Genomic DNA, 22,964 nt, shown 5'->3' on the forward strand with positions numbered 1-22,964 from the left:
GCAGCCTAATCACAGGTCCCCGAACCGTTCTACGGCCATCTGCCGCATGTGGTACTCCTCGCGTCGACTTTGCGACTAAAGGTTGCGGGTGGCCGACATACGTCGTTCTGCAGATCCCCCGTCGGCCCAGGGATGTCAATCTCCGGAGGTCATCAGGCATCAGCAGGCAGAAGGGTTGGTGCGCGACCATGACCACCACCACCAGGATCATCCTCGGCGACGCGCGGCGCGGCGTGACATCGCTCTGGCCGGTAGCGGAGGAGAGACGCACCGTCACCGTGCTCTTCGCCGACATCGTCGGCTCCACGGCATTGGTGGACCGACTCGACCCGGAGGACGTCCGCGCGGTGCAACGGGCCTACTTCGACACCGTCGCGGGCGTGCTGCACCGCTGGCAGGGAGTGGTCGAGAAGTACGTCGGCGACGCGGTGATGGCGCTGTTCGGTGCCCGGCACTCCGACGGCTTCGACGCGTACCGGGCGGTGCGCGCCGGACTGGAGATCCAGGCCGCGCTGGACCGCCGGCCGATGGTGGACAACATCCGACTGCGGGTTCGCGTCGGTGTCGCCACCGGCGAGGTCGTGGTCGACCTGGGCGGCGCGGTCAGCGGCGGGCACGGCGTGGCCAGCGGCGCGGTGATCACCACCGCGGCCCGCCTGCAGGAGTACGCGCCACCCGGCGCCGTCGCGCTCTGCGCGGCGACCGCACGAGCCACCGCGGGGCTGATCACCCAGCGTCAGTTGACGCCGGTCCCGGTCGCCGGCCGGGTGCCGCCGGTGCCGGTCTGGCACGCCGTCGGTCCGGTGCGGCCCGGACCGGACCGACACGACGGCCCGTTGATCGGCCGCCGCCGCGAGCTGGCCACCGTCCGCGACCAGTTGACCGTGGCCATCCGGGAGCGGAATCCCCGCTGGGTCTCCCTGGTCGGGCCCACCGGCAGTGGCCGCAGCCGGCTGCTGCACGAGTTGACCCGTGGGCTGACCACGGTGGACGGGGTGCCGGTGCGCTGGTGTGTGGCGACCTGCCAGCCGTACCCCGATGAGGTCCTGGCACCGGTCGCGGAGTTGCTGCGCGGTCTGGCCGGGGTGCGTCGCGGCGACGGCCCGGCGGCGGTCCACGATCGGCTCGTCGCCGCCCTGAGCGCGCTGTTCCCCCCGGCTCGCGTCGCCGCGGCGGTCCCGGCTCTGCACCGGATGCTGACCGCCCCGGACGGCTCGTCGGCGGCGTTGGCCGGCGCGGCGGCCTGCCAGGACATCCTGCTGCGCCTGGCCGACCGGGGGCCACTGATCGTCGCCGTGGACGACGTGGACCGCGCGGCGCCCGCGGTGAGCAGGTTCCTGCACGGGCTGTTCAGCGCGGCGACGGCACGTGGGCTGCCACTGGCCGTGGTCACCCTGCACCAACCACAGTGGGCCGACACCCGGCCCGGCCCGGCCCGCCGGGTGACGATCCGACCACTGGCCACGGTGCAGTCCGGACGGCTGCTGCGCCAGCTCCTGACCCGGGCCGGCCAGCCGGTGGCCCTGGTGGACCGGCTGCTGCCGCTGGTCGGCGGCCGGCCCGGACACGCGGCGGCCTACGTCGCGTCGATCCTGGACGGGGCCGACCCGGTGGCGCTCCCGCTGCCCGAGGCGGTACGCCGAGCCGTCGGCGCCGAGCTGGACCACCTCGACGGTGAGCGGCGGGCGGTCCTGATGGCCGCCGGCGTCCTCGGCGGCGTGATCACCGGTGCGGCGGTCGACCGGGCGCTCGGCTGGGCGCCCGGCCGGTCCGCGCCGGCACTGCGCCGGCTGGTCGCCGCCGGGCTGCTGCTCCCCCACCACACCGACGGGTACGCGTTCGCCGCGCCCGCGCTGCGCCAGGTCGCCGCCGAGCGGCTGCCCCGCGCGCTGCGGGCCGTCTTCACCCGCCGGGCCGCCGGCGCACCCCGCCACGACACCGACCTGCCCGACCGTGGGGCTGTCACCAACCGCTCCGAGGCCGCCCGCGGTGGCGCGGTCAGCGGCTCGGCGGCAAGGAGCGCCGAGATCGTGCGCCTCGACACCGTGGGCGCCCGGTCCGGCCGTCTCGACGCCGTCTTCGCGGCGGCGCAGGGCGGTGCCGTGGGCCCGACAGCGCTGCCCCGACGCAACCCTACCCCGACGATGGCCACCCGTCCCGCCGTGTCGAGTCCCGGGACCGACCGGGTGGCCGGCCTCCGTCCGCTGCGTGCCGTCGCGTCGGCCGACGACGTGACGGCGACCCCGGCCACGACGGCGTCCCTGCCCCCGAGCGGTGCGGACGGCCCCTCGGCCCGGGACGACGCCCGCCCCCCGACGTCGCTCCGGCCGCCGCCGGCGAGGTCGGCGGTGAACCGGGCGCCCGCCGGCACCGCGCCGGGCACGGTCCGCGCCATCCCCCTCCCGCCGTTGATCCGCCGAGCGGACGGCCTGCCCGCCTCCGCCTGACGGTCCGACAGCGGCCCTGGGCCACCCCGCACGCCCTCGGCGCACCTCGCCGGCGTGGCTCGCCCGATGATCGTTCGATGTCCAGGAGTCAGGGGAGGCAGCCGGACAGGACAGAGCCAGCCGAACCGGGTCGCGCCGGGCGGCTACGGCACGGACGCCGAGGCCAGCAGCGCCGCGGTCGGCAGTGCGAGCAGGCCGTCGCCGTCCCGGTAGGCGGCGGTCAGCTCGTCGTAGGCGCTACGAATCCGGGTGAGCACGTCCGGCGGCTGGGCCGCCAGCACCAGGCCCGCCCTGCTGATGCCGTTGGCCGGGCCGCTCCCCACCATGCCTCGGGGTCGGTGCGGTGCACCCAGGTGATCGCGTCGCAGCGCACGTCGGTGAGGCCGGCGGCGTCGAGCAAACCCGCGAAACCCTCGGGGGTACGCGCAAAGTCCCGCTCCGCGTCCACGGTCGGCACGGAGGTCTGACGGTCGACCCCGGCGGCGTCGAAGACCGCGCCCCACAGCCGCTGCGCCTCGGGCGGCGGGTCGGGCCAGACCGTCACCGCGATGCGACAGGCCGGCCGGACGACCCGACGCAGCTCACTGATCGCGGCCAGCGGGTCGCCGACGTGGTTGATCACGAAGTTCGCCACGGCCGCGTCGAACGACCGCGAGGCGAACGGAAGATGCGGCAGGGCCGCGAGGCGGACCTCCGCGGCGGACGGGAGACGGCTGCGCACCAGCTCGACCATGCTGGGCTCGGCGTCGACGGCCACGACGGCGGCGCCCCGAGCGACGGCCAGCCCGGCCACGGTCCCGGAGCCGGTGCCCGCGTCGAGCACCCGTGTGCCCGTGGCGACGTGGGCGGCGTCCAGCAACGCCGGTGCAGGATGGGCACAGAGGGCGGCGAAGCTGCTGTCGAACGCCAGCGCGCGCCCGGCCCAGCGCGACCGCTCGTGCGCGTCGAAAGCCGTCCTCGGCACTGCCCGCCCCCGCTCCGGGATGTCGGTGGTGGCGCCACGATATCGAATGACATGTGTGGTCAGCCTCGTGGCACCGGGTCGAGCGTCAGGTGGGAGGTCGGCCGGGTGCACCGCCCGCGCAGGCCCTTGGATCGGCCGGCGCGGGCGGCTAGGCGGCGGCTCCCCCGTCGAACACCAGGTCGGTGCCGACGGCGAAGCCGGCGTCGGGTGAGGCCAGGTACAGCACCGCCGCGGCGATCTCGTCGAGGGTGCCGACGCGGCCGACCGGCAGCTGTGCGGCCATCCGTCCGGCGCGGTCGGCGGGGCTCTCCCCGGGCCGGAGAGACATCGCGGTGTCCATGGGTCCGGGGCTGACGCTGTTGATCCGAATCCCCTCTCGGATGTGGTCCAGGGCGGCGTTGCGGGTCAGCGCGCTCACCGCGGCCTTTGTCGCGACGTACGCGCCGAGCCCCGGGCGCCGCGCGTGAGCACCGAGGTTCGAGGCGATGTTGACGATGACGCCGCCACCGTGGGCCCGCATGTGGGTGATTTCGTGCTTCATGGACAGCAGGGTGCCGGTGAGGTTCACCGCGACGAGGTGGTGCCACTGCTCCTCGTCGACATCGCCGAGCGGGCCGACCGCGGCCAGGATGCCGGCGCTGTTGACCGCGATGTCGAGCCCGCCGTACCGGCTGGTGGTCTCGTCCACCATCCGGGCCAGGTCGGCCGAGTGGGTGACGTCGGCGGTGACGGCCGAAGCCCGGCCGCCCTCGTCCTCGATGAGCTTGACGGTGGCGTCGAGCGAGCCGGGGGTGCGACCCGCCACGACGACGGCCGCCCCCTCGCGAGCGAACGCCCGTGCGACTGCTTGGCCGATTCCGGAGCCGCCGCCGGTGACGAGGGCGACCTTGCTGGTGAATCGTGCGGTCACTGTGGTGACTCCTTCTGGGTGTCGGATCGGTTGTGGTGGTGGGTTCGCTCTCCGGGGAGCGCCGTCGGCCGAGATTGCCGTGCCCCGTCAGCCGGACCGGTGGCGGTGGGTGCGCCCGGTCAGTGCGGCGACAGCGGCCAGCGCGGCGAACGCGCACCCCGCGGCGCCGAACGCCCAGGCGTACCCACCGGTGGTGGCGTCGGGTAGGCCGGCACCGCCGGTCTCGAGGTGCGTGGAGCGCGCCGTGGCGAGCGCGGTCAGCAGGGCGAGTCCTGCCGTTGGTCCCACCTCCATCGCCGTGTTCAGCACGCCTCCGGCGAGCCCCGCTTGCCGTGGTCGCACGTCGGACAGCGCGAGCACCGACCCGGCGGAGAAGGACAACGCGACACCGGCCGGCAGGAGAGCAAGGCCAGGCAGCAGACCGAGGCCGTACCCGGTGTGCGGGTGCACACCGGCCAGCAGGAGCAGGCCACCGGCCGCCAGCGCGAGCCCCGCGGAGGTGACGCGTTGGGCTCCCCAGCGGACGATGAGTCGTCCGGACAGCCGCCCGGCGACGACGAGGACCGCCGCGTACGGGAGGAACGCCATGGAGGTCCGCAGCGGCGTCCAGTTTCGGACCTGTTGGAGGTACAGGACCAGGAGGAGGAAGACAAGTGCGGTTCCGGCCGCGGACAGGGCGATCACGAGCAGCGCGGTCGCCCGCCGGAGGTCAGCCAGGAAGGACATCGGCAGGAGCGGATCGGCGCTGGACAGTTCGACAGCGACGAAGGCGCCGAGCAGTGCCAGGCCCGAGGCCAGCGGGGCCAGCACCAGCGCCGAGGTCCACCCGTGGTCGCCGGTCACCACCAGGCCAAAGCTGAGCAGCGTGATTCCCGTGGTGGCGAGCAACGCTCCCGGCAGGTCGAGCGTGGCCCGCCCGTACGTGGTGTCCGCGGGCAGCGTCCGCGGACTCACCACCGCCGCCACCGTGGCGACCACCAGCGGAACCGCCACCATCCACCGCCACGACAACCAGGTGGCGACGATCCCGGAGAGGAGACTTCCCAACGTCGCGCCGAGTACCGACAACCCGCCCCAGGTCGCCATCGCCCGGGCGGAGCTGACGGGATCCGGAAACACCCGTCGCAACACCGCCACGGCTGCCGGCGCGACAAGGGCCGCGCCCACCCCCTGGGCGAAGCGTGCGGCGGTGAGGGCCGCACTTCCGGGAGCGAGTGTCGCCGCCATCGAGGCGGCGGCGAAGACAACGAGACCGGCGGTGAACATCCGGCGTCCGCCGTACCGGTCGGTGAGCCGACCGCCGAAGAGCAGCAGGCCGCTGAAGGACAACCCGTAGGCGGCGCTGAGGAGGACCAGGCTGGACTGGCCAAGCCGCCACTCTCGGCCGATCACCGGCAGCGGTACGGAGATGACGGTGACGGTGACGGTGAAGATCAGCGTCGTCTGTACCGTGCCGAGCAGCGCGAAGGCAGGGCCGACCGCCGGTCTTCCCGGACCGCCGTCCTGACCGTCGGAACCGGGTCGCGGCCACCGGCCACGACTGCGCGCCACCGCACCGAGCCTGCCCGGCGGTACGTCGGGGACCGCTGTCGCCATCGTCACCCACCCTCCAGAGTTCGGGAACGCTCGTTCTAGATTCGGCGCAGGGCCGACGTCGCACGGTCGCGAAAGGAACACCGACACCGAGCCGACGGGCTCAGATCCGCGCCGGGGCGAGCCGTCGCGCGATCAGCGGCGCGCTTCGGCGGCCCGCCGTCAGTCGAGCAGGGACAGCGCCTGGGCGGCGGCGTCCCGCAGCCGCCGCGGGTCGGCCGACACCTTGCCGACCACCCGGATGCCCTGCATCAGCACGAGCAGAAGCCGGGCCAGCGCTCGGGGGTCCCTGCCCGGGGCGAGTTCGCCCTGGGCCTGCGCCCGGATCAACGCAGAGGTCATCGCGGTTTCCAGGTAGTCCCAGCTCGCCGCCACGCGGCGTGCCGCCTGCCGATCATGTGGCGCGACCTCCACGGCCGTGTTGACGATGAAGCAGCCACGCCGTCCGCCGTCGTCGCCGGCCTCGCACGCGTATCGCTCGACGAGGGCTCGTACGGCCGGCAGCGCCGGACCCGGCTGCGACAGATCACGCAGCAGGATGGGGTCGACCAGGTCGCCGTAGCGGTCGAGCGCCTTGAGATAGAGATCGTGCTTGTTGCCGAACGTCGCATAGATGCTCGCTCGCGCGACACCCAGACGCTCGACCAGGTCGGCCATCGAGGTCGCCTCGTATCCCCGCTCCCAGAACAGGTCGAGGGCCGCCCGCAGTGCCGCATCCGGATCGAACTCCTTGGTCCGTGCCACGGCTCGACCCTAACCGTATCCAGATCGATTGGTCAAGAATGGCCGAGCCGCACCACCGTTGACCGGGCCGGCCGTTGCACGGTAGATCGGGACGGCCACCCGGCGCGTGACTAGGATTGGCCCGGTCATGCTGCTACGGGTGCTCGGGCCGCTTGAGGTCGAGGTCGACACGGGCGCACCGGCCGACCTCGGCGGCCCCCGCCAACGCGCCGTGCTCGCGCTGCTGCTGGCGGCCCGGGGCGAGGTCGTCTCCGTCGGTCAGATGATCGAGGATCTGTGGCGGGGTGAGCCGCCGCCACGGGCGATCGCCTCCCTCCAGGCGTACGTCTCGCACCTGCGCCGCCTGTTGGAGCCGTCCCGCGAGCGCCGTGCGCCGGCGCGGGTCCTGGTCACCGCCCCGCCCGGCTACGCGATCCGGGTGCACCCCGACGCGGTCGACGCCGGCCGGTTCGAGCGGCTGCTCGTGCAGGCGCGGGCGGTCAGCTCCACCGACCCGGGCCGGGCACGTCACCTACTGGGCACGGGGCTCGACCTGTGGCGCGGTCGGGCGTACGCCGAATTCGCCGGGGAGCCGTGGGCGCAGGCCGAGGTGCTGCGGCTGGAGGAGTTGCGTCTCGGTGCCCGGGAGCTGCTGCTCGACGTGACGGTGCGCTTCGGCGACGCGGCCGAGGCGGTGTCGCAGGCGGAGGTGCTGACCCGGCAGGCGCCGCTGCGGGAGGAGTGTTGGCGACTGCTGGCGTTGGCGCTGTGGCGTGCCGGTCGGCAGGGCGACGCGCTCGCCGCGCTGCGCCGGGCGCGGGCGACCTTCGCGGACCAGCTCGGCCTCGACCCGGGGCCGGCGTTGGTCGAGGTGGAGTCCGCGATCCTGGGCCAGCGCCTGGACCTGCTGCCCCCGGTGGTCGCGACGACGGTACGCGTCGACGCCGAGCGACAGGTGTCGGAGGAGGTGTTCGTCGGACGGGAGGCCGAGCTGGCGGCTCTGCGGCAGGCAGCGGCCGAGGCGGTGGCCGACGGGCCACGCGTCGCGCTGCTCAGCGGGGAGGCCGGGGCCGGCAAGACAAGTCTGCTCACCCGATTCCGCGAAGGGCTCGCCGCCCACGGCTGGCTGGTCACCGTGGGCCGCTGCCCCGAGGTCGAGGGCGCCCCGCCGGCCTGGGCCTGGGTCGAGGCGTTGCGGCAACTCGCCGGGCAGGCGCCGCCGGGTGATCTCGCACCGGCCCTCGCCCCGCTGCTCGGCGACGGCGACGGGGACTCCGGCGGCGACGTCACCGCCGGCCGGTTCCGGCTGCACCGTGCCGTCGCCGCCTGGCTGGACGGCGCCGCGGCCACCCGACCGGTCGCCGTCGTCCTCGACGACCTGCACGCCGCCGACGCCGAGACGCTGCTCCTGCTGAACAGCGTCGTCGAGTTGACCACCGGGGCCGTCCTGTTCGTCGCGGCGTTGCGCCCGGCCGAGCACCGCGAGCGGCTCGCCGACACGATGGCCGTCCTGGCCCGCCGATCACCCCTGCGGATCCCGTTGGCCGGTCTGACGCCACCCGAGGTGCGACTGCTGCTCGGCGCGCTGGCACGGACCACCGTCGACCCGGACACGGTCGCCGCGCTGGCCGAGCGGACCGGCGGCAACCCGTTCTACGTGCGGGAGTCGGCCCGGCTGCTGGCCACCGAGGGCACGCTCGTCGCCACCTGCGACGTGCCGGAGGGCGTACGCGACGTGCTGCGCCGACGACTCTCCCGCCTGCCGTCGGCGGCCGTCTCGGCGCTGCGCCTCACCGCGGTCGCCGGGCGGGAGGCCGAGGTGCGCACACTCGTCGACGCCGCCGGCAGCGACGAGACCTCCGCCCTCGAAGCGCTGGAGGTCGGACTGGCCGCCGGGCTGCTCACCGAACCGGCGCCGGGACGGGTGCGCTTCGTGCACGGGCTGGTCCGCGACACCATCTACACCGACCTGCCTCAGCTGCGCCGCACCCGGCTGCACGCCCGGATCGCCGCCGCCACCCGCCGGCTGACACCCGACGACTATCCGGCCCTGGCCCACCACTACGCCCGGGCGGCGTCGGCCGACACCGCGCCGCTCGCCGTCGAGTACGCCATCCGCGCCGCCGAACTCGCCGAGCGGCGGTACGCGTACGACGCGGCGATCGAGGTGCTCACCAACGCCGTGGACGCCGCCGGGTCGGTCAGCGGGGATCACGACGCGCTGCGGGTCGACCTGCTCGGCCGGCTGCTGCGCGCCCAGGCTCGGGCCGGCGCGGTGGCGGCCGCCCGGCGGACCCGCGCCCGAGCCGTCGACGTCGCCACCGCGTCCGACCGGCATGAGCTGCTGGTCGCGGCCTTCACCGCGTGGACCGTCCCCACCCCGTGGCTGACCCACGAGTACGGCGTGGTGGACCATCGCGTCGTCGAGTTGCTCACCCGGCTGCTGCGTGCCGACGACCTGGACCCGGTCGCCCGTTGCCGGCTGCTGGAGGCGCTGGCCACGGAGCTGGACGGCGAGGCCGATCCCCGGGGCGTGGCGGCCGGGCGGGAGGCGCTGGCCCTCGGCCGGCGGTTGGACGACCCCGAGTTGCGGGCCCTCGGGCTGGCCGCGCGAATGCGCACCATGAGCTACGAGCGGGAGGCCCCGGCACGTCGGGAGTTGGCCCTGGAACTGCGCGACCTCGCCGCCGAGCACGCTCTGGTGACCTACCGCTCGGTCGCCGAGCAGGCGCTCGGTCACAGTGCCGCCGCGCTCAACGAGCCGGACGAGCTGCGCCGCAGTGTCGCCCGGCACGGGTTGCTGGCCGAGACGTACCAGCTCAACGAGGCGCAGACGATCCACAGGTGCGCACTGGCCGCCCTCGCGCACGTCACCGGCGACTTCGTCGCGGCGCGACGGCACTACGACGAGGTCGCCGAGCAGATGCGACGGCAGGGCTCACTGCACGCCGCGGCCTTCCACTTCTTCTCGGTGGGGACCCTGTTGATCAGCCAGGGACGCTTCGGCGAGCATCTGGAGGCGACCCGGCGGATACGCGGGTCGCTGGGTCCGATCGTGGACGACCTGCTGGCGCTGGCACTGATCGAGAGCGGACGGGTGGACGAGGCGCGGGCCCTGCCGATCGCACGGCACACCTACCGCCCGGACTACTTCGAGTCGGCGCTGCTCAGCGTGCGCGCGATGGTCATCGTGGCGCTGGGCCGCCGGGACCTGGCCCAGTCCGTGATTGACGCCCTACTCCCGGTACGCGACCAACTGGCCGGTTTCTCCACCACGGCGGCCGTGGTGCGCCCGGTCGCGCTGACGTTGGGCGAGCTGTTCCGGTTGCTGGGCCGCACCGACGATGCCGCCCGGCACTTCACGCTGGCGGCCGAGGTGGCCCGCCGGTGGGAGTCGCCGCACTGGCTGGCCGAGGCGACGGCCGCGCTGGGCGCCTGATCCCCCGGTTGGTGGATTCCAAGCCGATTCCAAGTGCCCCCGCGCATGATCAACAGACCTGTGTCAGTTGATCCCTCGGAAAGGGCACCGTGAACAAGAACCACTCCGAAGCCATGGCCGACGTCCGCGACATGTACATGGCGCACGCCGTGTTCCGTCGCGAGTTCAGCCTCCTCCCGCAGCTCGTCCGCGACGTCACGCCGGGCGACGTCAGCCGCGCGGAGGTCGTCGGCGCCCACGCCGAGATGCTCTGCCACACCCTGCACCTGCACCACGAGGGCGAGGACCTGCTGCTGTGGCCCCGGCTGGTGGAACGCGGCGGCGCGGCGGCAGCCGCCATCGTCCCCACCATGGAGGCGCAGCACCACGCCATCGAGGACGGCCACGCGGCGGTGGTCGCGCTGCTGCCGCAGTGGCGGCGTACCGGGCACGGCGGTGCGCGACTCGCGGAGGAGCTGGAGCGGCTGCGGGTCGCACTGATCGAGCACATGGCCATGGAGGAGGCCGAGATCCTGCCGTTGGCCGAACGGCACGTCACCGCCGCGGAGTGGATGCAACTCGGCGAGCACGGGATGGCTCAGACCCCGAAGAAGCGGCTGCCGCTGGCCTTCGGCCTGGCCATGTACGAGGGCGACCCCGAGGTGATCAAGGCGGTGCTGGCGCACGCGCCGCTGCCGGCCCGGCTCCTCATGCCGATCATCGGCCCCCGGCTCTTCGCCGCGCACGCCAGGCGGGTGCACGGCACCGCGACTCCCCCGCGCATCGGTGCCGGCGCTCGCTGAGCGAGATTCGCAACCGACCGACCAGATTGCGCTGAGCTCTGGGATTGCCAACGTCGACCGCGCCGCCGGGGCCGGCGCGGTCGCGCAACCCGCAGGGAACGGGCCTGCGGCCTCATCGTTGCAAACGGATCGCGGCCTTGTCGCCCCCCGGAATCGCCGTACCGGCGTCGGTGTCGTGCCTCGGGCGCACGCCTCCGCCGAGGTCGGAGTGGGACGACCGCCGTCGGGTTTTGTGTCCCTTGCTGAGCGGGTGGGTCAGCGGCACGCCGGCGCGGATCTGCTGCTGGAGCAGGTGGAGCGTTGGCCACCACGCGGGGTGACTCTCCACCACCTCGTTGAGGATCGGGCTGTGCTGCAGCATCTCCGCCGGCCAGTGATGCCACGAGTGGGCGAAGTGGAAGGCGGGCAGCAGCGAGGCCATCTGAAGATTGCACTCGAGCACGTCTCCGAGCAGTTCCGCGAAGGTCAACACCTTCGGCCGCTCCGCATCGTCCGGCGGGCAGGGCTTCCCGTCAAAGAAGTACGGCCGCGCCGACGGGTCGTGGAGCAAACGTTCATGCCAGGAGCGAATGAGGTTGTTGACCTCGACAAGCGCGGTAGCCGAACCGATGCCGTTGTTGATACGGCTCTGCCTCGCCACCTCCCGGGTCTGTAGCGCGGAGAAGCACAGCGATATCGCGACCAGCACCAGACCGACGACGCTCAGGACTGTCTCGTTCATGCCCGTGCCCTTCGATGAGGGGAGCCTGTCCTCACGCTAGGCCAGCGTCGCAACCATCGACTGTCGTTGCTGCTCGGCGGCCCTCGATCCTCAGGAGGCAGCTAGGAAGGACAGCACGCGCGGCCAGGCCGCCGCGGTGGCGTCCGGGGAGTGCTCGGCGAGGTCCGGGTCGGTGAACAGGTGGCCCACGCCGGGATAGCGGAAAACCGTCAGGGCGGCGCCGGCGTCGGTGAGCGCCTGCTGCCACTCGTCGACCTCGTCCGGCGCGTCGAACGGGTCGGGGTCGGCGAGGTGCAACTGCACCGGCAACCCGGGGCGGACCGCGTCGGGTGCGCCGCCGGTGCCGTGCAGCAGGAGCAGGCCGGCGGTGTGGGGGCGCTCGGCCACCAGCGCCCCGGCCACACCGGCGCCCATCGAGAAGCCGGCGAGCACCGTCTCCGGTGGCAGGTCACGCAGCGCTGCCCGGGCCCGGTCGAGCACCACCTCGTGGCCGATCTTGTCGAGCAGCGCGAAGCCGTCCTCGACGGAGTCGGTGGCCGGTACGCCGTACAGGTCGGGGGTGCTGACCTGATGCCCGGCGGCGCGCAACCGGTCGGCGGCGGTGCGCACGGCGGGCCGCAGCCCGTACACGGAGTGGAACAGCACGACGTGTCGCATCACGTCATCCTGCCGCAGCGGACCGCGCTCCCGGCGCGGCCACGCGGGGTGACCGTCAGACCAGTGCCGCCAGCCGCGCGACCAGGTCGGCCGGTGGCGGCATCGCGGCGATCTCCTGGCTGACCTGCCCGGCGGCGGCACGCAGGCGCTCGTCGGTGAGTAGCTGGGTCAGCGCCCGCGCGGTGATGTCCCGGGGGCGCAGCGCCAGACCGGCGCCCCGGCGGGCCACCAGCTCGGCGTTGTGCCGCCGGTCCCCCGGACCCGTCGTGGCGAGCTGCGGCAGGCCGGCGGCGAGGGCACCGAAGATGCTGCCCGCCCCACCGTGGTGCACCAGCGCCGCACTCGACGGCAACGCCGCGTCGAGCGGGATCCAGTCGACCACCCGCACGTTGCCGGGCAGCGACCGGGCCGACCGCTCGTCGGGCCGGACCAGCACGATCTCGGCGTCCACCTCGGCGGCGGCCGCGACCACGGCGGGCATCGGCCCCCGGTCGCCGGGGCCGGTCAACGTGCTGCGGGTGACCAGGATGCGCGGTCGTTCACCCGGCGTCCGCAGCCAGGCCGGTAGCTGGCCGCCGCCGACATAGGAGTCGTAGCGCATCGGCCAGCCATCCTGCCTCGCCACGCTGGGCGGGGCCACGGCCAGTGCGGCGGCCGGGGGCGGCAGCCCGGTCAGGCCGTGCCGCCGCAGCGCGGGACCGAGCCGGGCGGCACTGGCGCGGACCAGCTCCCGACCGTCGAAGAGGGAGTTCTCCTGCCGAACCGCCGGTACGCCCAGCCGGGCGGCGGCCACCGCGCCGGCCACCGCGAACGGCTCGTGCAGCACCAGATCCGGCTGCCAGTCGGTGGCCACCGTGACGACCGGGTCGGTGAGCTGGTCGTTGAGCGCGCCGAAGAGCAGGCCGGCGCCCCGGGTGCCGGCGGTGCCGGCCAACTCGGCGCGGGCGATCAGCGGGTGGCGGGGGAAGAGCCGCCGCGCGATCCGGCCGAAGTCGAAGCCCGGCGCGATGTCGTGCACCGGCAGATCGGCCCCGGCGGCGGCCAGGCCACCGCCGCCGGTGGCCAGCAGCACGTCGTGGCCGGCGTCGCGCAGCGCGACCGCGAGCGGCACCAGCGGGAAGACGTGCCCGACCAGCGGGGCGGAGACCACCAGCACGCGCATGAGCAGGATCGTAGGTCGGCGGCGCGACCGGAGCACCTCGACTGCGCGTTCGGCGTGTCCGCCTGCCCGTGCCGCCGACCTGCGGCAGGTGGTCGACGACCCACCGCCACAGCGGGTTCCTCCGACGCGCGGTTCCCGCCTCCGCCTGCCGCGAGGTGGTCACCGGCTGTCTACGTCTGGGGCGGCCGCGTCCACGGGCCGACGCCGGAACTCGACGAGCCCGGCAGCCAGACCGACGTGGCAGCCCACGATCGCGGTGTACCCGTCGTGCGTGGCCGCCAGGGATGAGCCGCCGGGATGAGCCGCCGTGCCACGTCGGCACGTGGTGTCCTGCCGTAGCAGCCGCCCGGACTGCCGCCGCTCAACACCCCCCGTCGTACCGGCGGGCAACCCGCCGCGCCGCCATCGTCGAATGCCCGCTCACACCGCCGTCCGCGGAGGTTGTCGCCTGTCGACGATGCGGCGCATCTTGCCCGCCGACCGCTCCACCGCGTCCGGGGCGAGGACGTCGACCGCCACGCTCACGCCGACGGTGTTCTTCACCAGCTCGACGAGCGTCGCACCGGCCCGCTCGGCGGCGTCCGCCGCGACCCCGGGCCGTCGCTCCACCCGGACCGTCAGGGTGTCCAACCGGCCCCGCCGATCGAGGACGCACTGGAAGTGCGGCGACAGCTGCGGGGTACGCAGGATCAGCTCCTCGATCTGGGTGGGGAAGATGTTCACCCCACGCACGATCATCATGTCGTCCGTCCGGCCGGTGATCTTCTCGATCCGGCGCATCGGGCGGGCGGTGCCGGGCAGCAGCCGGGTCAGGTCGCGGGTGCGGTAGCGCACCACCGGCACCGCCTCCTTGGTCAGCGAGGTCAACACCAGCTCGCCCCGCTCGCCGTCGGGCAGCACCGCCCCGGTCACCGGGTCGATGATCTCCGGGTAGAAGTGGTCCTCCCAGAGGTGCAGCCCGTCCTTGGTCTCGACGCACTCGGTGGCCACGCCGGGGCCCATCACCTCGGACAGCCCGTAGATGTCGACCGCGTGGATGTCGAGCTGCTGCTCTATCTCCCGGCGCATGTCCTCGGTCCACGGCTCGGCGCCGAAGATGCCCACCCGCAGGGAGGTGGCCCGGGGGTCGACGCCCTGGCGGCGCATCTCGTCCACGATCGCGAGCAGATAGCTGGGCGTGACCATGATGACCTCGGGTTCGAAGTCGCGGATCAGCAGCACCTGACGCTCGGTCATGCCCCCGGAGACCGGGATGACCGTGCAGCCCAGTTCCTCGGCGCCGTAGTGCGCGCCCAGGCCACCGGTGAAGAGCCCGTAGCCGTACGCGACGTGCACCCGGTCGCCGGGGCGGCCACCGGAGGCGCGGATCGAGCGGGCCATCAGGCGCGCCCAGGTGCGCAGGTCGTCGCGGGTGTAGCCGACGACTGTCGGCCGGCCGGTGGTGCCCGAGGAGGCGTGCAGCCGGGCGACCCGCTCCCGGGGGACGGCGAACATGCCGAACGGGTAGTTGTCGCGCAGCTCCGCCTTGCCGGTGAACGGGAAGCGGGCCAGGTCGTCGAGGCCCCGGCAGTCGTCGGGATGCACCCCGACCGCGTCGAACGCCCGGCGGTAGTGCGGCACGTTGTCGTACGCGTGCCGCAACGACCAGCGCAGTCGTTCGCGTTGCAGGGCGCGCAGCTCGTCGACGCCGGCGCGCTCGATCGGCTCCAGCTCCTCCGCACGAGGGGTGCGGTCCTGCATCGGCTGCCTCCTTGGCGCGAAGGTCCCGGTGAGGGCTGCGGGTACGGTACGCCCGCCGTCGCCGGGCGCCGACTCGGGCGTCCGGGCGACCATCGCGGCGGCCCACCTCGGCAACGCGTGAGGTGCCTGGATCGGCGGCGCGACCCCGCCGCTGAGAAGGACGCCGGGCCGGGCGGCTGCCCGACCCGGCGTCGCTCTGATCATCGCCCTGCCATCATCCTGCAATTGCAAAAGATGTGCAACAAGGTCTGGACACCGCGCCGGTGCCGTAACTAGCCTGCTCACTATGAGTCCTTACATTTCGATGCCCTGGTCCTGGCAGGAGAGCTGGGACCGCCAGCAGGAGGCATTCATGCCGGACCGGGAACACCGGTTCGCCGCCATGCTGGACACCGTCGACGCGGTGCTCGACGGTCGGCCGCCGCGCGTGCTCGACCTGGCCGGCGGCACCGGCACCATCTCGCTGCGGACGCTGTCGCGCTTCCCCGGCGCGGAGGTGACCCTGGTGGACCTCGACCCGGCACTGCTCGCCATCGCCGACGCCTCGCTGGCCGACCGGGCCACCATCGTCACGGCCGACCTCGGCACCCCCGAGTGGCGCGCCGCGCTCCCCCACCGCGACTACGACGCCGTGCTCACCGCCACCGCCCTGCACTGGCTGCCGGCCGACCGGCTCGGGCAGCTCTACGCCGAACTGCGCGACGTGCTGCGACCGGGCGGCGTCCTCGTCAACGCCGACCACATGCCCGACGACGCCCTGCCGGAGCTGACCAAGCGACTGATGGACCGGGCCCGGGACCGGCGCGACGCCCGGTACGCGGCCGGCTCGGTGCTGTCCTGGTCGGACTGGTGGGAGCGGGCCGCCGCCGATCCGGCGCTCGCCCCGCTCGTCGCCCGGCGGCAGACCATCTACCCGACCGGACACAGCCCGGAGTGGAATCCGCCGGCCTCGTGGCACCTGGCCGCGCTCACCGCGGCCGGTTTCACCGAGGTCGGCACGGTGTGGCGCGGCGGCCCGGACGCCGCCGTCGCGGCGGTGCGCTGACCGCCGCCGTGGCGCTGACCGTCACCCTCGCGGCCGTGGCGCGCACCGTCGCCCGCACGGTGGTGCGCTGACCGCCGCCGTCGCGGCACCACGCTCAGTCGCACCACTACGCTAAGGAGCCGTGTCAGAGCCGCCGGACCAGCGCACCGACCCCGACGTCGACCTCCGCGTCGACGCCGACCGGGGCGAGCTGGCCACTCGTCCCGCGACGGTCCTCGTCAGCATCGCGGCCGGCGGGGTGGTCGGCGCGCTGGCCCGCGCCGCCCTGCAACACGCCGCCCCCCACGCGGCGGCGGGTTTCCCGTGGGCGACGTTCGCCGTCAACCTGTCCGGGTGCCTGCTGATCGGTGTGCTGATGGCGGTCCTCGCCCACCTCGGCGGTGGGCATCCGCTGGCCCGCCCGTTCCTCGGCGTGGGGGTGCTCGGCGGGTTCACCACGTTCTCCACCTACGCGGTGGACGTCCAGCAGGCACTTGTCGCGGGCGCACCAGGCACCGCGCTGGCGTACCTGGCCGGCACGGTGCTCGGGGCACTTGTCGCGGTCGGGCTGGGCGACGCCGTGACCGCCGCGCTGCTGCGGCGGCGGGTGGCCGGATGACAGTCCTGCTCATCGCCCTGGGGGCGGCCGTCGGCGCGCCGTTGCGCTACCTCACCGACCGGGCCGTGCAGTCCCGGCACCAGTCGGCGTTTCCGTGGGGCACGCTCACCGTCAACGTGGTCGGCTCGCTGCTGCTCGGCGTCCTCGTCGGGTGGCCAACCGGGTCGGCGGTCGCCGCGCTGCTCGGCACCGGGTTCTGTGGGGCGCTGACCACCTACTCCACCTTCAGCTACGAGACGTTGCGGCTGGCGCGCGGCGGTCATCGATTCCTCGCGCTGGCCAACGTGCTCGGCAGCGTGGCCGCCGGGCTCGCCGCGGCCACCGCCGGCTACGCCGCGGCCCGCGCCCTGACCGGCTGACCGCACGCCAGCCGCTCGGCGCCCGCCTGCGTCCCCACGAACGCCTGGACCAGGGCCGATCTGAACACACCGAGGGTATATCCGCGAGTTATACCCTCGGTGTAGTCTCTCGGGATGAGCGTGCCACTGACCCTCCTCGGCCTCCTCGAACGGGAGCCCAGCCACGGATACGACCTGAAGCGCGACTACGACGCCTTCTTCGGCCGCGGCAAGCCACTGCCGTTCGGCCAGGTCTACTCCACCCTCAGCCGCCTCGCCCGCGACGGAAAGGTGGTGATCAGCGACGTCGCCCCCGGCTCCGGCCCCGACCGCAAGCGCTACGTCATCACCGACGTCGGCGCGACCGAGGTCGAGCACTGGCTGACCCAGCCGGTCGCCCCCGAGCCACACCTACAGACGGTGCTCTTCGCCAAGGTCGTGCTCGCGCTGATGCTGGACCGCCCGGCCGCCGAGTACCTCGACACCCAGCGCAGCGCGCACCTGCACCGGATGCGTGAGCTGACCGAGATCAAGCGCGCCGGCAGCCTGGTCGACGCGCTGCTCGCCGACCACGGCCTTTACCACCTGGAGGCGGACCTCCGGTGGATCGAGATGACCGGCGCCCGCCTGGACGCCCTGCGCAAGGAGGTGCGGCCATGAGCGTGGTGCTCGAAGCGCGTGACGTGACGTTCTCCTTCGGCCAGACACCCGCCCTGCGCGGCGCGAGCGTCGCCGTGGATGCGGGCGAGATCCTCGCCGTCATGGGTCCCAGCGGCTCGGGCAAGTCCACCCTGCTGCACTGCCTGGCCGGCATCCTGGTGCCCGACTCCGGCGAGATCGTCTTCGACGGGGCACGGGTCGACGCCATGCCCGAGACCCGGCGCAGCAGTCTGCGCCGGGACCGGTTCGGCTTCGTGTTCCAGTTCGGTCAACTCGTCCCCGAGCTGACCGCGGTGGAGAACGTCGCGCTGCCGCTGCTGCTCAACGGCGTACACCGCAAGCAGGCGCTGCCCAAGGCGTACGCCTGGTTCGCGCGCCTCGGCCTGGACGGCCTGGAGCAGCGGCGCTCGGGTGAGCTCTCCGGCGGGCAGGCGCAACGCGTCGCCCTGGCCCGGGGCCTGGTCGCCGAGCCGCAGGTGCTCTTCGCCGACGAGCCGACCGGCGCGCTCGACTCGCTCACCGGCGAGCACGTCATGGATCTGCTGGTCAGCGCGGCCCGCGAGCAGGGCACCACGGTCATCCTGGTGACCCACGAGGCCAGGATCGCCGCGTACGCCGACCGTGAGGTCATGGTCCGCGACGGGCGCGTCAACGCGCCGGACCGGATCGCCTCGTGATCCGCTTCGGGCTCCGTCTCGCCGTGGCCGGCGGCCGGGAGGCACTCACCCGCCTGCTCGTCATCGCCGCCGCCGTCGCGATCGGCAGCGGTCTGCTGTTGACCACCCTGGCCGGGGTCAACGCCGTCAACGCCCAGCTCACCCGATATGCCTCGATGTATCCCAACGCCTCGGCCGGCGACGTCGACCCGCTGTGGTGGTCGACCCGTCAGGACTACTTCCGCGGCAAGCAGATCATCCGCATCGACGTCGCCGTGACCGGCTCGACGTCGCCCACCCCGGTCGGCGTCCCGACCATCCCCGGCCCCGGGGAGTTCTACGCCTCGCCCGCGTTCCGCGATCTGCTGGCCGCCCACCCGGCCGCCGAACTGGGCGACCGCTACCCGGGGCGTGGCCTCGGCACGGTGGGTCCGGCCGCGCTGACCTCGCCGGACACCCTGCTCATCATCGCAGGCGGCACCCCCGACCAGGTCGCCGCTCTGCCCGCTGCCAAGCAGGTCACCAGCGTCGGCGACACCCCCGCCCTCCCCGAGACCACTGTGGACCTCATCCTGGGCGTGGTCGCCGGTGGGTTGCTGTTCCCGGTGCTGATCTTCATCGGCACCGCCACCCGGCTCAGCGCCGCCCGCCGGGAGCAACGCTTCGCCGCGATGCGCCTGGTCGGCGCGACACCCCGGCAGATCTCGACAGTCGCCGCGGTGGAGGCAGCGGCCGCCGCCGTCGCCGGCACCGCCGTCGGCTTCGGCCTGTTCTACGCCTTCCGCGACCCGCTCGCGGGCATCCCGTTCACCGGCATGCCGTTCTTCCCCGGCGACATGTCCCTGGGCGTGCTGGACGTCCTGCTGGTGGCGCTCGGCGTCCCGGCCGGCGCGGCGCTGGCCGCCCAGGTCTCGCTGCGCCGGGTGCGGATCTCGCCGCTGGGCGTCACCCGCCGGGTCACCCCCCGGGCGCCACGCGCGTACCGGCTGATCCCGATGCTGCTCGGTGTCGCCGTGCTGTTCTTCGCCATCGGCTTCCGACCCGAGACGTCCGACGGCCAGGCGGCGGTGTTCCTGCCCGGCCTGCTGCTCGTCATGGCCGGCCTGGTCCTCGCCGGCCCGTGGCTGACGATGGTCGGCGCGCGGGTGATGGCCCGGTACGCCAACCGTCCGGCCACGCTCATCGCCGCGCGGCGTCTCGCCGACAACCCCAAGGCCGGCTTCCGGGCGATCAGCGGCATCATGCTCGCGCTGTTCGTGACGAGCGTGGCCGTCGGCGTGATCACCACGATCGTCGCCAACCGCGGCCCGGCGCCCATCGGCTCGACCGATGCAGGCACGGTGACCACCGTCTTCGACGAGCAGACAGCGTCGGTGCCCGACACGCTCTTCGCCGACCTGCACGCGATCACCGGCGTGCGGTCGGCGACCGCCATCCGGGAGAACCCGGCGCCCACCGACTCCGGCGAGGTCGGGGTGATCGCGTGCGCCGACCTCCCGAGCGCGTACGGCCGGTGCGCCGACGGCGCGAGCGTCATCGAGGTGCCGTTGGGCCTCAGCCGCTGGCGGGAGTCGGCGTCGTCCGCGACGGTCTGGCCCGCCGCGTCGCTCACCCTCGACGAACTCCAGCGGCTACCGGTCGGGGCGATGGTCGTCGGCACGGACGGCTCCGCCGCCGCCGTCGAGCGCGTCCGCACCGTGCTGGAGGTCGCCTTCCCGACCTTCTGGGTGGGACCGAACGTGCCAGGCGACTTCGAGTCGGACTTCGCCGACACGCTGCGCGGCTGGGAACAACTGGCCAACGTCATCATCATCGCCAGCCTCGCGCTCGGCGGGTGCAGCCTCGCGGTCAGCGTCATCGGTGGCCTGACCGAACGCCGCCGTCCGTTCAGCCTGCTGCGCCTCAGCGGCGCACCGGTGCGGGTCCTTCGTCGCGTGGTGGCGTTGGAGAGCGCCGTACCGATGCTCGCCGTCGCCGCCGTCGCCATCGGGATGGGCCTGCTCGCCGGGCACCTGTTCCTGCGGGCGCAGATGCACTACACGCTTATCGCGCCCCAGCCGCGCTTCTACGTGATCGTCGTCGTCGGACTGGCCGCCTGCCTCGGCGTCATCGCCTCCACGATGCCGCTGCTGGAACGCGTCACCGGGCCGGAGACCGCCCGCAGCGAGTAGCCGTCAGGCGCTCGGCCCGGTGGCCGCGAGAGCGACCACCGGGCCGAGCACGAAGACGGCGGGCGGCCCGATGCCCTCCCGGGCGGCGACCGCGCCGATCTCGTCCAGCCGGGCGGGCACCGACCGCTGGTCGGGCAGACCGGCGTCCTGCACGGCGAGCACCGGGGTCTCCGGGGCGCGGCCGTGCTCGATCAGCACCGCCGCGATCTTCGCGATGGTGTCGACGGCCATCAACAGCACGACGGTGCCCCGGGTGCGGGCCAGCGCCGCCCAGTCGACAAGCGAGTCGGGGTGCCCGGGCGGCAGGTGCCCGGAGACGACTGTGACGTCGTGCGCCACGCCCCGGTGCGTGACCGGCACGCCAGCGAGGGCCGGTGCGGCGAGCGCGCTGCTCACCCCGGGGACCACGGTCACCGGCACGCCGGCCGCCGCGCAGGCCTGCACCTCCTCGTGGCCGCGTCCGAAGACGTACGGGTCGCCGCCCTTGAGCCGGACCACCCGGCGACCGGCGCGGGCGTGCGACACCAGGGCCTCGTTGATCGCGTCCTGGGCCATCGACGGGCCACGGGGCACCTTCGCGGCGTCGACCACCAGCACGTCGGGGCGCAGCCCGGCGAGCAGCCCCTGCGGGGCGAGTCGGTCGACCACGACGACGTCCGCCGTGTCGAGCAGCGCCTTTCCGCGTACCGTGATCAGGTCGTCGGGCCCCGGCCCGCCGCCGACCACCGCGACCGATCCGTGGTCGTGCGAGCCGTGGTCGTGGTCGTGCCCGTGGTGGTGATGGTGGTGGCCGACCGGGTCGTCGGGGTGGTCGTGCGGGCGTTGCGGGCGACCCACCTTGTCCGCGAAGCCGGGCATCAACACCCGGTACGCGCAGGTGTCGCAGTTCATCCGGATGTCCCCGCCCAGCGCCTCGGTGTGGCGTTCCCGCACCAGGTCGGCGAGGGCGTCACAGTCACCGATCACCTCGGCGACCCGGACGTCCAGGTCGGGGTGGGCGGCGGCGAACTCCGCCGACTGGGCCACGATCCGGTCCGGCAGCACCCCGGCGAACAGGAAGTACGGGGCGACGACGATCCGCCGCGCGCCGAGGCGGCGCAGCCGCTCCAGCACGGCCGGCACCGACGGCTGCGCCAGGGAGATGAACCCCGGTTCCACGCCCGCGTAGCCGCGTCCCTCCCAGAGCAGCCGGGCAACCTTGGCGACCTCGGCGTTGGCGTCCGGGTCGGTGGACCCCCGCGCGATCAACGCCACCCACGTGCCGGCCCGGCCGGCACCAGCCAGCACCGTGCCGGCCCGGCCGGCACCAGCCAACTCCGTGCCGGCCCGGCCGGCACCAGCCATCACCGTGTCGGCCCGGTCGGCATCGGCCAGCTCCGTGCCGGCCCGGTCGGCATCGGCCAGTGCGGCGTCGATGCGCTGTTCGAGGGCTTCGTGCAGCAGCGGGTGGGGGCCGAGCGGGCGGCCGTAGCGGTAGGTCAGGCCGGGGTGGCGCTGCTGCTCCCGGGCCATCGCGGCGGGGATGTCGCCCTTGCCGTGCCCGGCGCCGGTGAGCACCAGCGGCAGCGCGACGAGGGCCCGGTGCCCCCGGGCGACGAGAGCGCCGACCGCGTCGGTCAGCGGTGGGCGGGACAGCTCGATGAAGCCGCCCTCGACGTCACCGATGTCACCGCGACGACGGACCCGCTCGACGAGAGCGGCGAACTGTTCGACACCGGTCGCGCTGCGCGTACCGTGCCCGACGATGACCAACCCGGTCATGGCTTCTCCTCGATGTAGAGCAGGGCGTTGAGGGCGGCGGCGGCGACCGCCGAGCCACCCTTCTCCCCCACGTTGGACACGGCGGGCAGGCCGCTGGCCCGCAGCGCCGCCTTCGACTCGGCGGCGCCGACGAAGCCGACCGGCAGGCCGACGACGAGCGCCGGTGCGGCGTCCAGGGTGAGTAGTTCGACAAGTGCGGTGGGTGCGCAGCCGACGACCCAGACCGCGCCCGGCCCAACCCGGCCCAGGGCTATCCGCACGGCCGCCGCCGAGCGGGTGATCCCGGCCGCGCGGCCCAGCTCGGCGGCGGCCGGCTCGGCGACCGGGCAGACCAACTCCAGGCCGGCCCGGGTGATGCCGGCGGCGACCATCGCCACGTCGGTGACCACCGGCGCCCCGGCGCGCAGCGCCGCCAGCCCCGACTCCAGGGCGGCCTCGTCGCAGACCAGGTCGTCGACGTACGCGAGGTCGGCGCTGGCGTGCACCACCCGCTCGGTCACCGCGCGGCTCAGCGGCGGCAGGTGCGACAGGTCGACCCGCTCGCGCAGGATGCGGTACGACTCGACTTCGATCGGGTGCACCATCCGGCTCATCGGG

General features: G+C 74.0%; 19 protein-coding genes. 9 read left to right on the forward strand and 10 right to left on the reverse strand.

Going from position 1 to position 22,964, the window contains the following annotated elements; genetic code table 11:
* The first annotated feature begins 188 nt into the window (after positions 1–188).
* Complete coding sequence (locus ACGFIW_RS16325) at positions 189–2,447, forward strand: adenylate/guanylate cyclase domain-containing protein (protein ID WP_393315640.1); 2,259 nt, start codon at positions 189–191, stop codon at positions 2,445–2,447.
* Positions 2,448–2,667: 220 nt separating this feature from the next.
* Here ACGFIW_RS16325 and ACGFIW_RS16330 read toward each other — a convergent pair whose 3' ends face one another.
* The 4 genes from ACGFIW_RS16330 to ACGFIW_RS16345 all read right to left on the reverse strand — a co-directional run bounded on the left by ACGFIW_RS16330 (position 2,668) and on the right by ACGFIW_RS16345 (position 6,658).
* Positions 2,668–3,411 (reverse strand): class I SAM-dependent methyltransferase, encoded by a 744-nt coding sequence (locus tag ACGFIW_RS16330; RefSeq protein ID WP_393315643.1) that lies wholly within the window; start codon positions 3,409–3,411, stop codon positions 2,668–2,670.
* Positions 3,412–3,559: 148 nt separating this feature from the next.
* Positions 3,560–4,321, reverse strand: a complete 762-nt coding sequence (locus tag ACGFIW_RS16335) for an SDR family NAD(P)-dependent oxidoreductase (RefSeq protein WP_393315645.1) — start codon at positions 4,319–4,321, stop codon at positions 3,560–3,562.
* Positions 4,322–4,408: 87 nt separating this feature from the next.
* The gene (locus ACGFIW_RS16340; protein ID WP_393315648.1) at positions 4,409–5,917 is read right to left on the reverse strand and encodes an MFS transporter; all 1,509 of its coding nucleotides are present in this window, start codon (positions 5,915–5,917) and stop codon (positions 4,409–4,411) included.
* Positions 5,918–6,076: 159 nt separating this feature from the next.
* Positions 6,077–6,658 (reverse strand): TetR/AcrR family transcriptional regulator, encoded by a 582-nt coding sequence (locus tag ACGFIW_RS16345; protein WP_393315651.1) that lies wholly within the window; start codon positions 6,656–6,658, stop codon positions 6,077–6,079.
* A 127-nt stretch (positions 6,659–6,785) separates the two neighbouring features.
* On the opposite strand from ACGFIW_RS16345, the gene ACGFIW_RS16350 reads away from it, so the two are divergent.
* Both ACGFIW_RS16350 and ACGFIW_RS16355 read left to right on the forward strand, forming a co-directional pair.
* Complete coding sequence (locus ACGFIW_RS16350) at positions 6,786–10,076, forward strand: ATP-binding protein (protein WP_393315654.1); 3,291 nt, start codon at positions 6,786–6,788, stop codon at positions 10,074–10,076.
* An 89-nt stretch (positions 10,077–10,165) separates the two neighbouring features.
* Complete coding sequence (locus ACGFIW_RS16355; protein ID WP_393315657.1) at positions 10,166–10,858, forward strand: hemerythrin domain-containing protein; 693 nt, start codon at positions 10,166–10,168, stop codon at positions 10,856–10,858.
* A 112-nt stretch (positions 10,859–10,970) separates the two neighbouring features.
* Here ACGFIW_RS16355 and ACGFIW_RS16360 read toward each other — a convergent pair whose 3' ends face one another.
* The 4 genes from ACGFIW_RS16360 to paaK all read right to left on the reverse strand — a co-directional run bounded on the left by ACGFIW_RS16360 (position 10,971) and on the right by paaK (position 15,138).
* Positions 10,971–11,579 carry a hypothetical protein gene (locus tag ACGFIW_RS16360; protein ID WP_393315659.1) on the reverse strand — a complete coding sequence of 203 codons (609 nt, stop codon included), beginning with the start codon at positions 11,577–11,579 and terminating at the stop codon, positions 10,971–10,973.
* Between the two features lie 90 nt (positions 11,580–11,669).
* Positions 11,670–12,236, reverse strand: a complete 567-nt coding sequence (locus ACGFIW_RS16365; protein ID WP_393315662.1) for a dienelactone hydrolase family protein — start codon at positions 12,234–12,236, stop codon at positions 11,670–11,672.
* Positions 12,237–12,291: 55 nt separating this feature from the next.
* A complete protein-coding gene (locus tag ACGFIW_RS16370; protein ID WP_393315665.1) occupies positions 12,292–13,398 on the reverse strand; it encodes a nucleotide disphospho-sugar-binding domain-containing protein in 1,107 nt (368 codons plus the stop codon).
* 420 nt (positions 13,399–13,818) lie between these two features.
* Complete coding sequence (gene paaK / locus ACGFIW_RS16375; protein WP_393315668.1) at positions 13,819–15,138, reverse strand: phenylacetate--CoA ligase PaaK; 1,320 nt, start codon at positions 15,136–15,138, stop codon at positions 13,819–13,821.
* A 286-nt stretch (positions 15,139–15,424) separates the two neighbouring features.
* Between paaK and ACGFIW_RS16380 the strand changes: the two genes are divergently transcribed.
* The 6 genes from ACGFIW_RS16380 to ACGFIW_RS16405 all read left to right on the forward strand — a co-directional run bounded on the left by ACGFIW_RS16380 (position 15,425) and on the right by ACGFIW_RS16405 (position 20,606).
* A complete protein-coding gene (locus ACGFIW_RS16380) occupies positions 15,425–16,183 on the forward strand; it encodes a class I SAM-dependent methyltransferase (RefSeq protein ID WP_393315671.1) in 759 nt (252 codons plus the stop codon).
* A gap of 121 nt (positions 16,184–16,304) precedes the next feature.
* The gene (locus ACGFIW_RS16385; protein ID WP_393315674.1) at positions 16,305–16,781 is read left to right on the forward strand and encodes a fluoride efflux transporter FluC; all 477 of its coding nucleotides are present in this window, start codon (positions 16,305–16,307) and stop codon (positions 16,779–16,781) included.
* The gene (gene crcB / locus ACGFIW_RS16390; RefSeq protein WP_393315677.1) at positions 16,778–17,140 is read left to right on the forward strand and encodes a fluoride efflux transporter CrcB; all 363 of its coding nucleotides are present in this window, start codon (positions 16,778–16,780) and stop codon (positions 17,138–17,140) included. Before ACGFIW_RS16385 ends, crcB begins: the two co-directional genes overlap by 4 nt.
* Positions 17,141–17,254: 114 nt before the next feature.
* Positions 17,255–17,779 carry a PadR family transcriptional regulator gene (locus tag ACGFIW_RS16395; protein ID WP_393315680.1) on the forward strand — a complete coding sequence of 175 codons (525 nt, stop codon included), beginning with the start codon at positions 17,255–17,257 and terminating at the stop codon, positions 17,777–17,779.
* Complete coding sequence (locus tag ACGFIW_RS16400; RefSeq protein ID WP_393315683.1) at positions 17,776–18,456, forward strand: ABC transporter ATP-binding protein; 681 nt, start codon at positions 17,776–17,778, stop codon at positions 18,454–18,456. The genes ACGFIW_RS16395 and ACGFIW_RS16400 overlap by 4 nt, the downstream gene beginning before the upstream one ends.
* A complete protein-coding gene (locus tag ACGFIW_RS16405; RefSeq protein ID WP_393315686.1) occupies positions 18,453–20,606 on the forward strand; it encodes an FtsX-like permease family protein in 2,154 nt (717 codons plus the stop codon). Before ACGFIW_RS16400 ends, ACGFIW_RS16405 begins: the two co-directional genes overlap by 4 nt.
* 3 nt (positions 20,607–20,609) lie before the next feature.
* Here ACGFIW_RS16405 and cobA read toward each other — a convergent pair whose 3' ends face one another.
* Entirely contained in the window at positions 20,610–22,367 is a 1,758-nt protein-coding gene (gene cobA, locus ACGFIW_RS16410; RefSeq protein WP_393315689.1) for a uroporphyrinogen-III C-methyltransferase, read from the reverse strand.
* Positions 22,364–22,960 (reverse strand): precorrin-8X methylmutase, encoded by a 597-nt coding sequence (locus ACGFIW_RS16415; RefSeq protein WP_393315692.1) that lies wholly within the window; start codon positions 22,958–22,960, stop codon positions 22,364–22,366. Before ACGFIW_RS16415 ends, cobA begins: the two co-directional genes overlap by 4 nt.
* Positions 22,961–22,964 lie beyond the last annotated feature (4 nt).

The organism is Micromonospora sp. NPDC048935 (assembly GCF_043197875.1).
GTDB lineage: Bacteria > Actinomycetota > Actinomycetes > Mycobacteriales > Micromonosporaceae > Micromonospora.

Bases quoted from the DNA above. Each gene is read 5' to 3' on its own strand.
- ACGFIW_RS16325 (WP_393315640.1), top strand. From the start codon at position 189: ATGACCACCACCACCAGGATCATCCTCGGCGACGCGCGGCGCGGCGTG.
- ACGFIW_RS16340 (WP_393315648.1), bottom strand. From the start codon at position 5,917: ATGGCGACAGCGGTCCCCGACGTACCGCCGGGCAGGCTCGGTGCGGTG.
- ACGFIW_RS16350 (WP_393315654.1), top strand. From the start codon at position 6,786: ATGCTGCTACGGGTGCTCGGGCCGCTTGAGGTCGAGGTCGACACGGGC.
- ACGFIW_RS16360 (WP_393315659.1), bottom strand. From the start codon at position 11,579: ATGAACGAGACAGTCCTGAGCGTCGTCGGTCTGGTGCTGGTCGCGATA.
- ACGFIW_RS16365 (WP_393315662.1), bottom strand. From the start codon at position 12,236: ATGCGACACGTCGTGCTGTTCCACTCCGTGTACGGGCTGCGGCCCGCC.
- ACGFIW_RS16370 (WP_393315665.1), bottom strand. From the start codon at position 13,398: ATGCGCGTGCTGGTGGTCTCCGCCCCGCTGGTCGGGCACGTCTTCCCG.
- paaK (WP_393315668.1), bottom strand. From the start codon at position 15,138: ATGCAGGACCGCACCCCTCGTGCGGAGGAGCTGGAGCCGATCGAGCGC.
- ACGFIW_RS16380 (WP_393315671.1), top strand. From the start codon at position 15,425: ATGAGTCCTTACATTTCGATGCCCTGGTCCTGGCAGGAGAGCTGGGAC.
- crcB (WP_393315677.1), top strand. From the start codon at position 16,778: ATGACAGTCCTGCTCATCGCCCTGGGGGCGGCCGTCGGCGCGCCGTTG.
- ACGFIW_RS16395 (WP_393315680.1), top strand. From the start codon at position 17,255: ATGAGCGTGCCACTGACCCTCCTCGGCCTCCTCGAACGGGAGCCCAGC.
- ACGFIW_RS16400 (WP_393315683.1), top strand. From the start codon at position 17,776: ATGAGCGTGGTGCTCGAAGCGCGTGACGTGACGTTCTCCTTCGGCCAG.
- cobA (WP_393315689.1), bottom strand. From the start codon at position 22,367: ATGACCGGGTTGGTCATCGTCGGGCACGGTACGCGCAGCGCGACCGGT.
- ACGFIW_RS16415 (WP_393315692.1), bottom strand. From the start codon at position 22,960: ATGAGCCGGATGGTGCACCCGATCGAAGTCGAGTCGTACCGCATCCTG.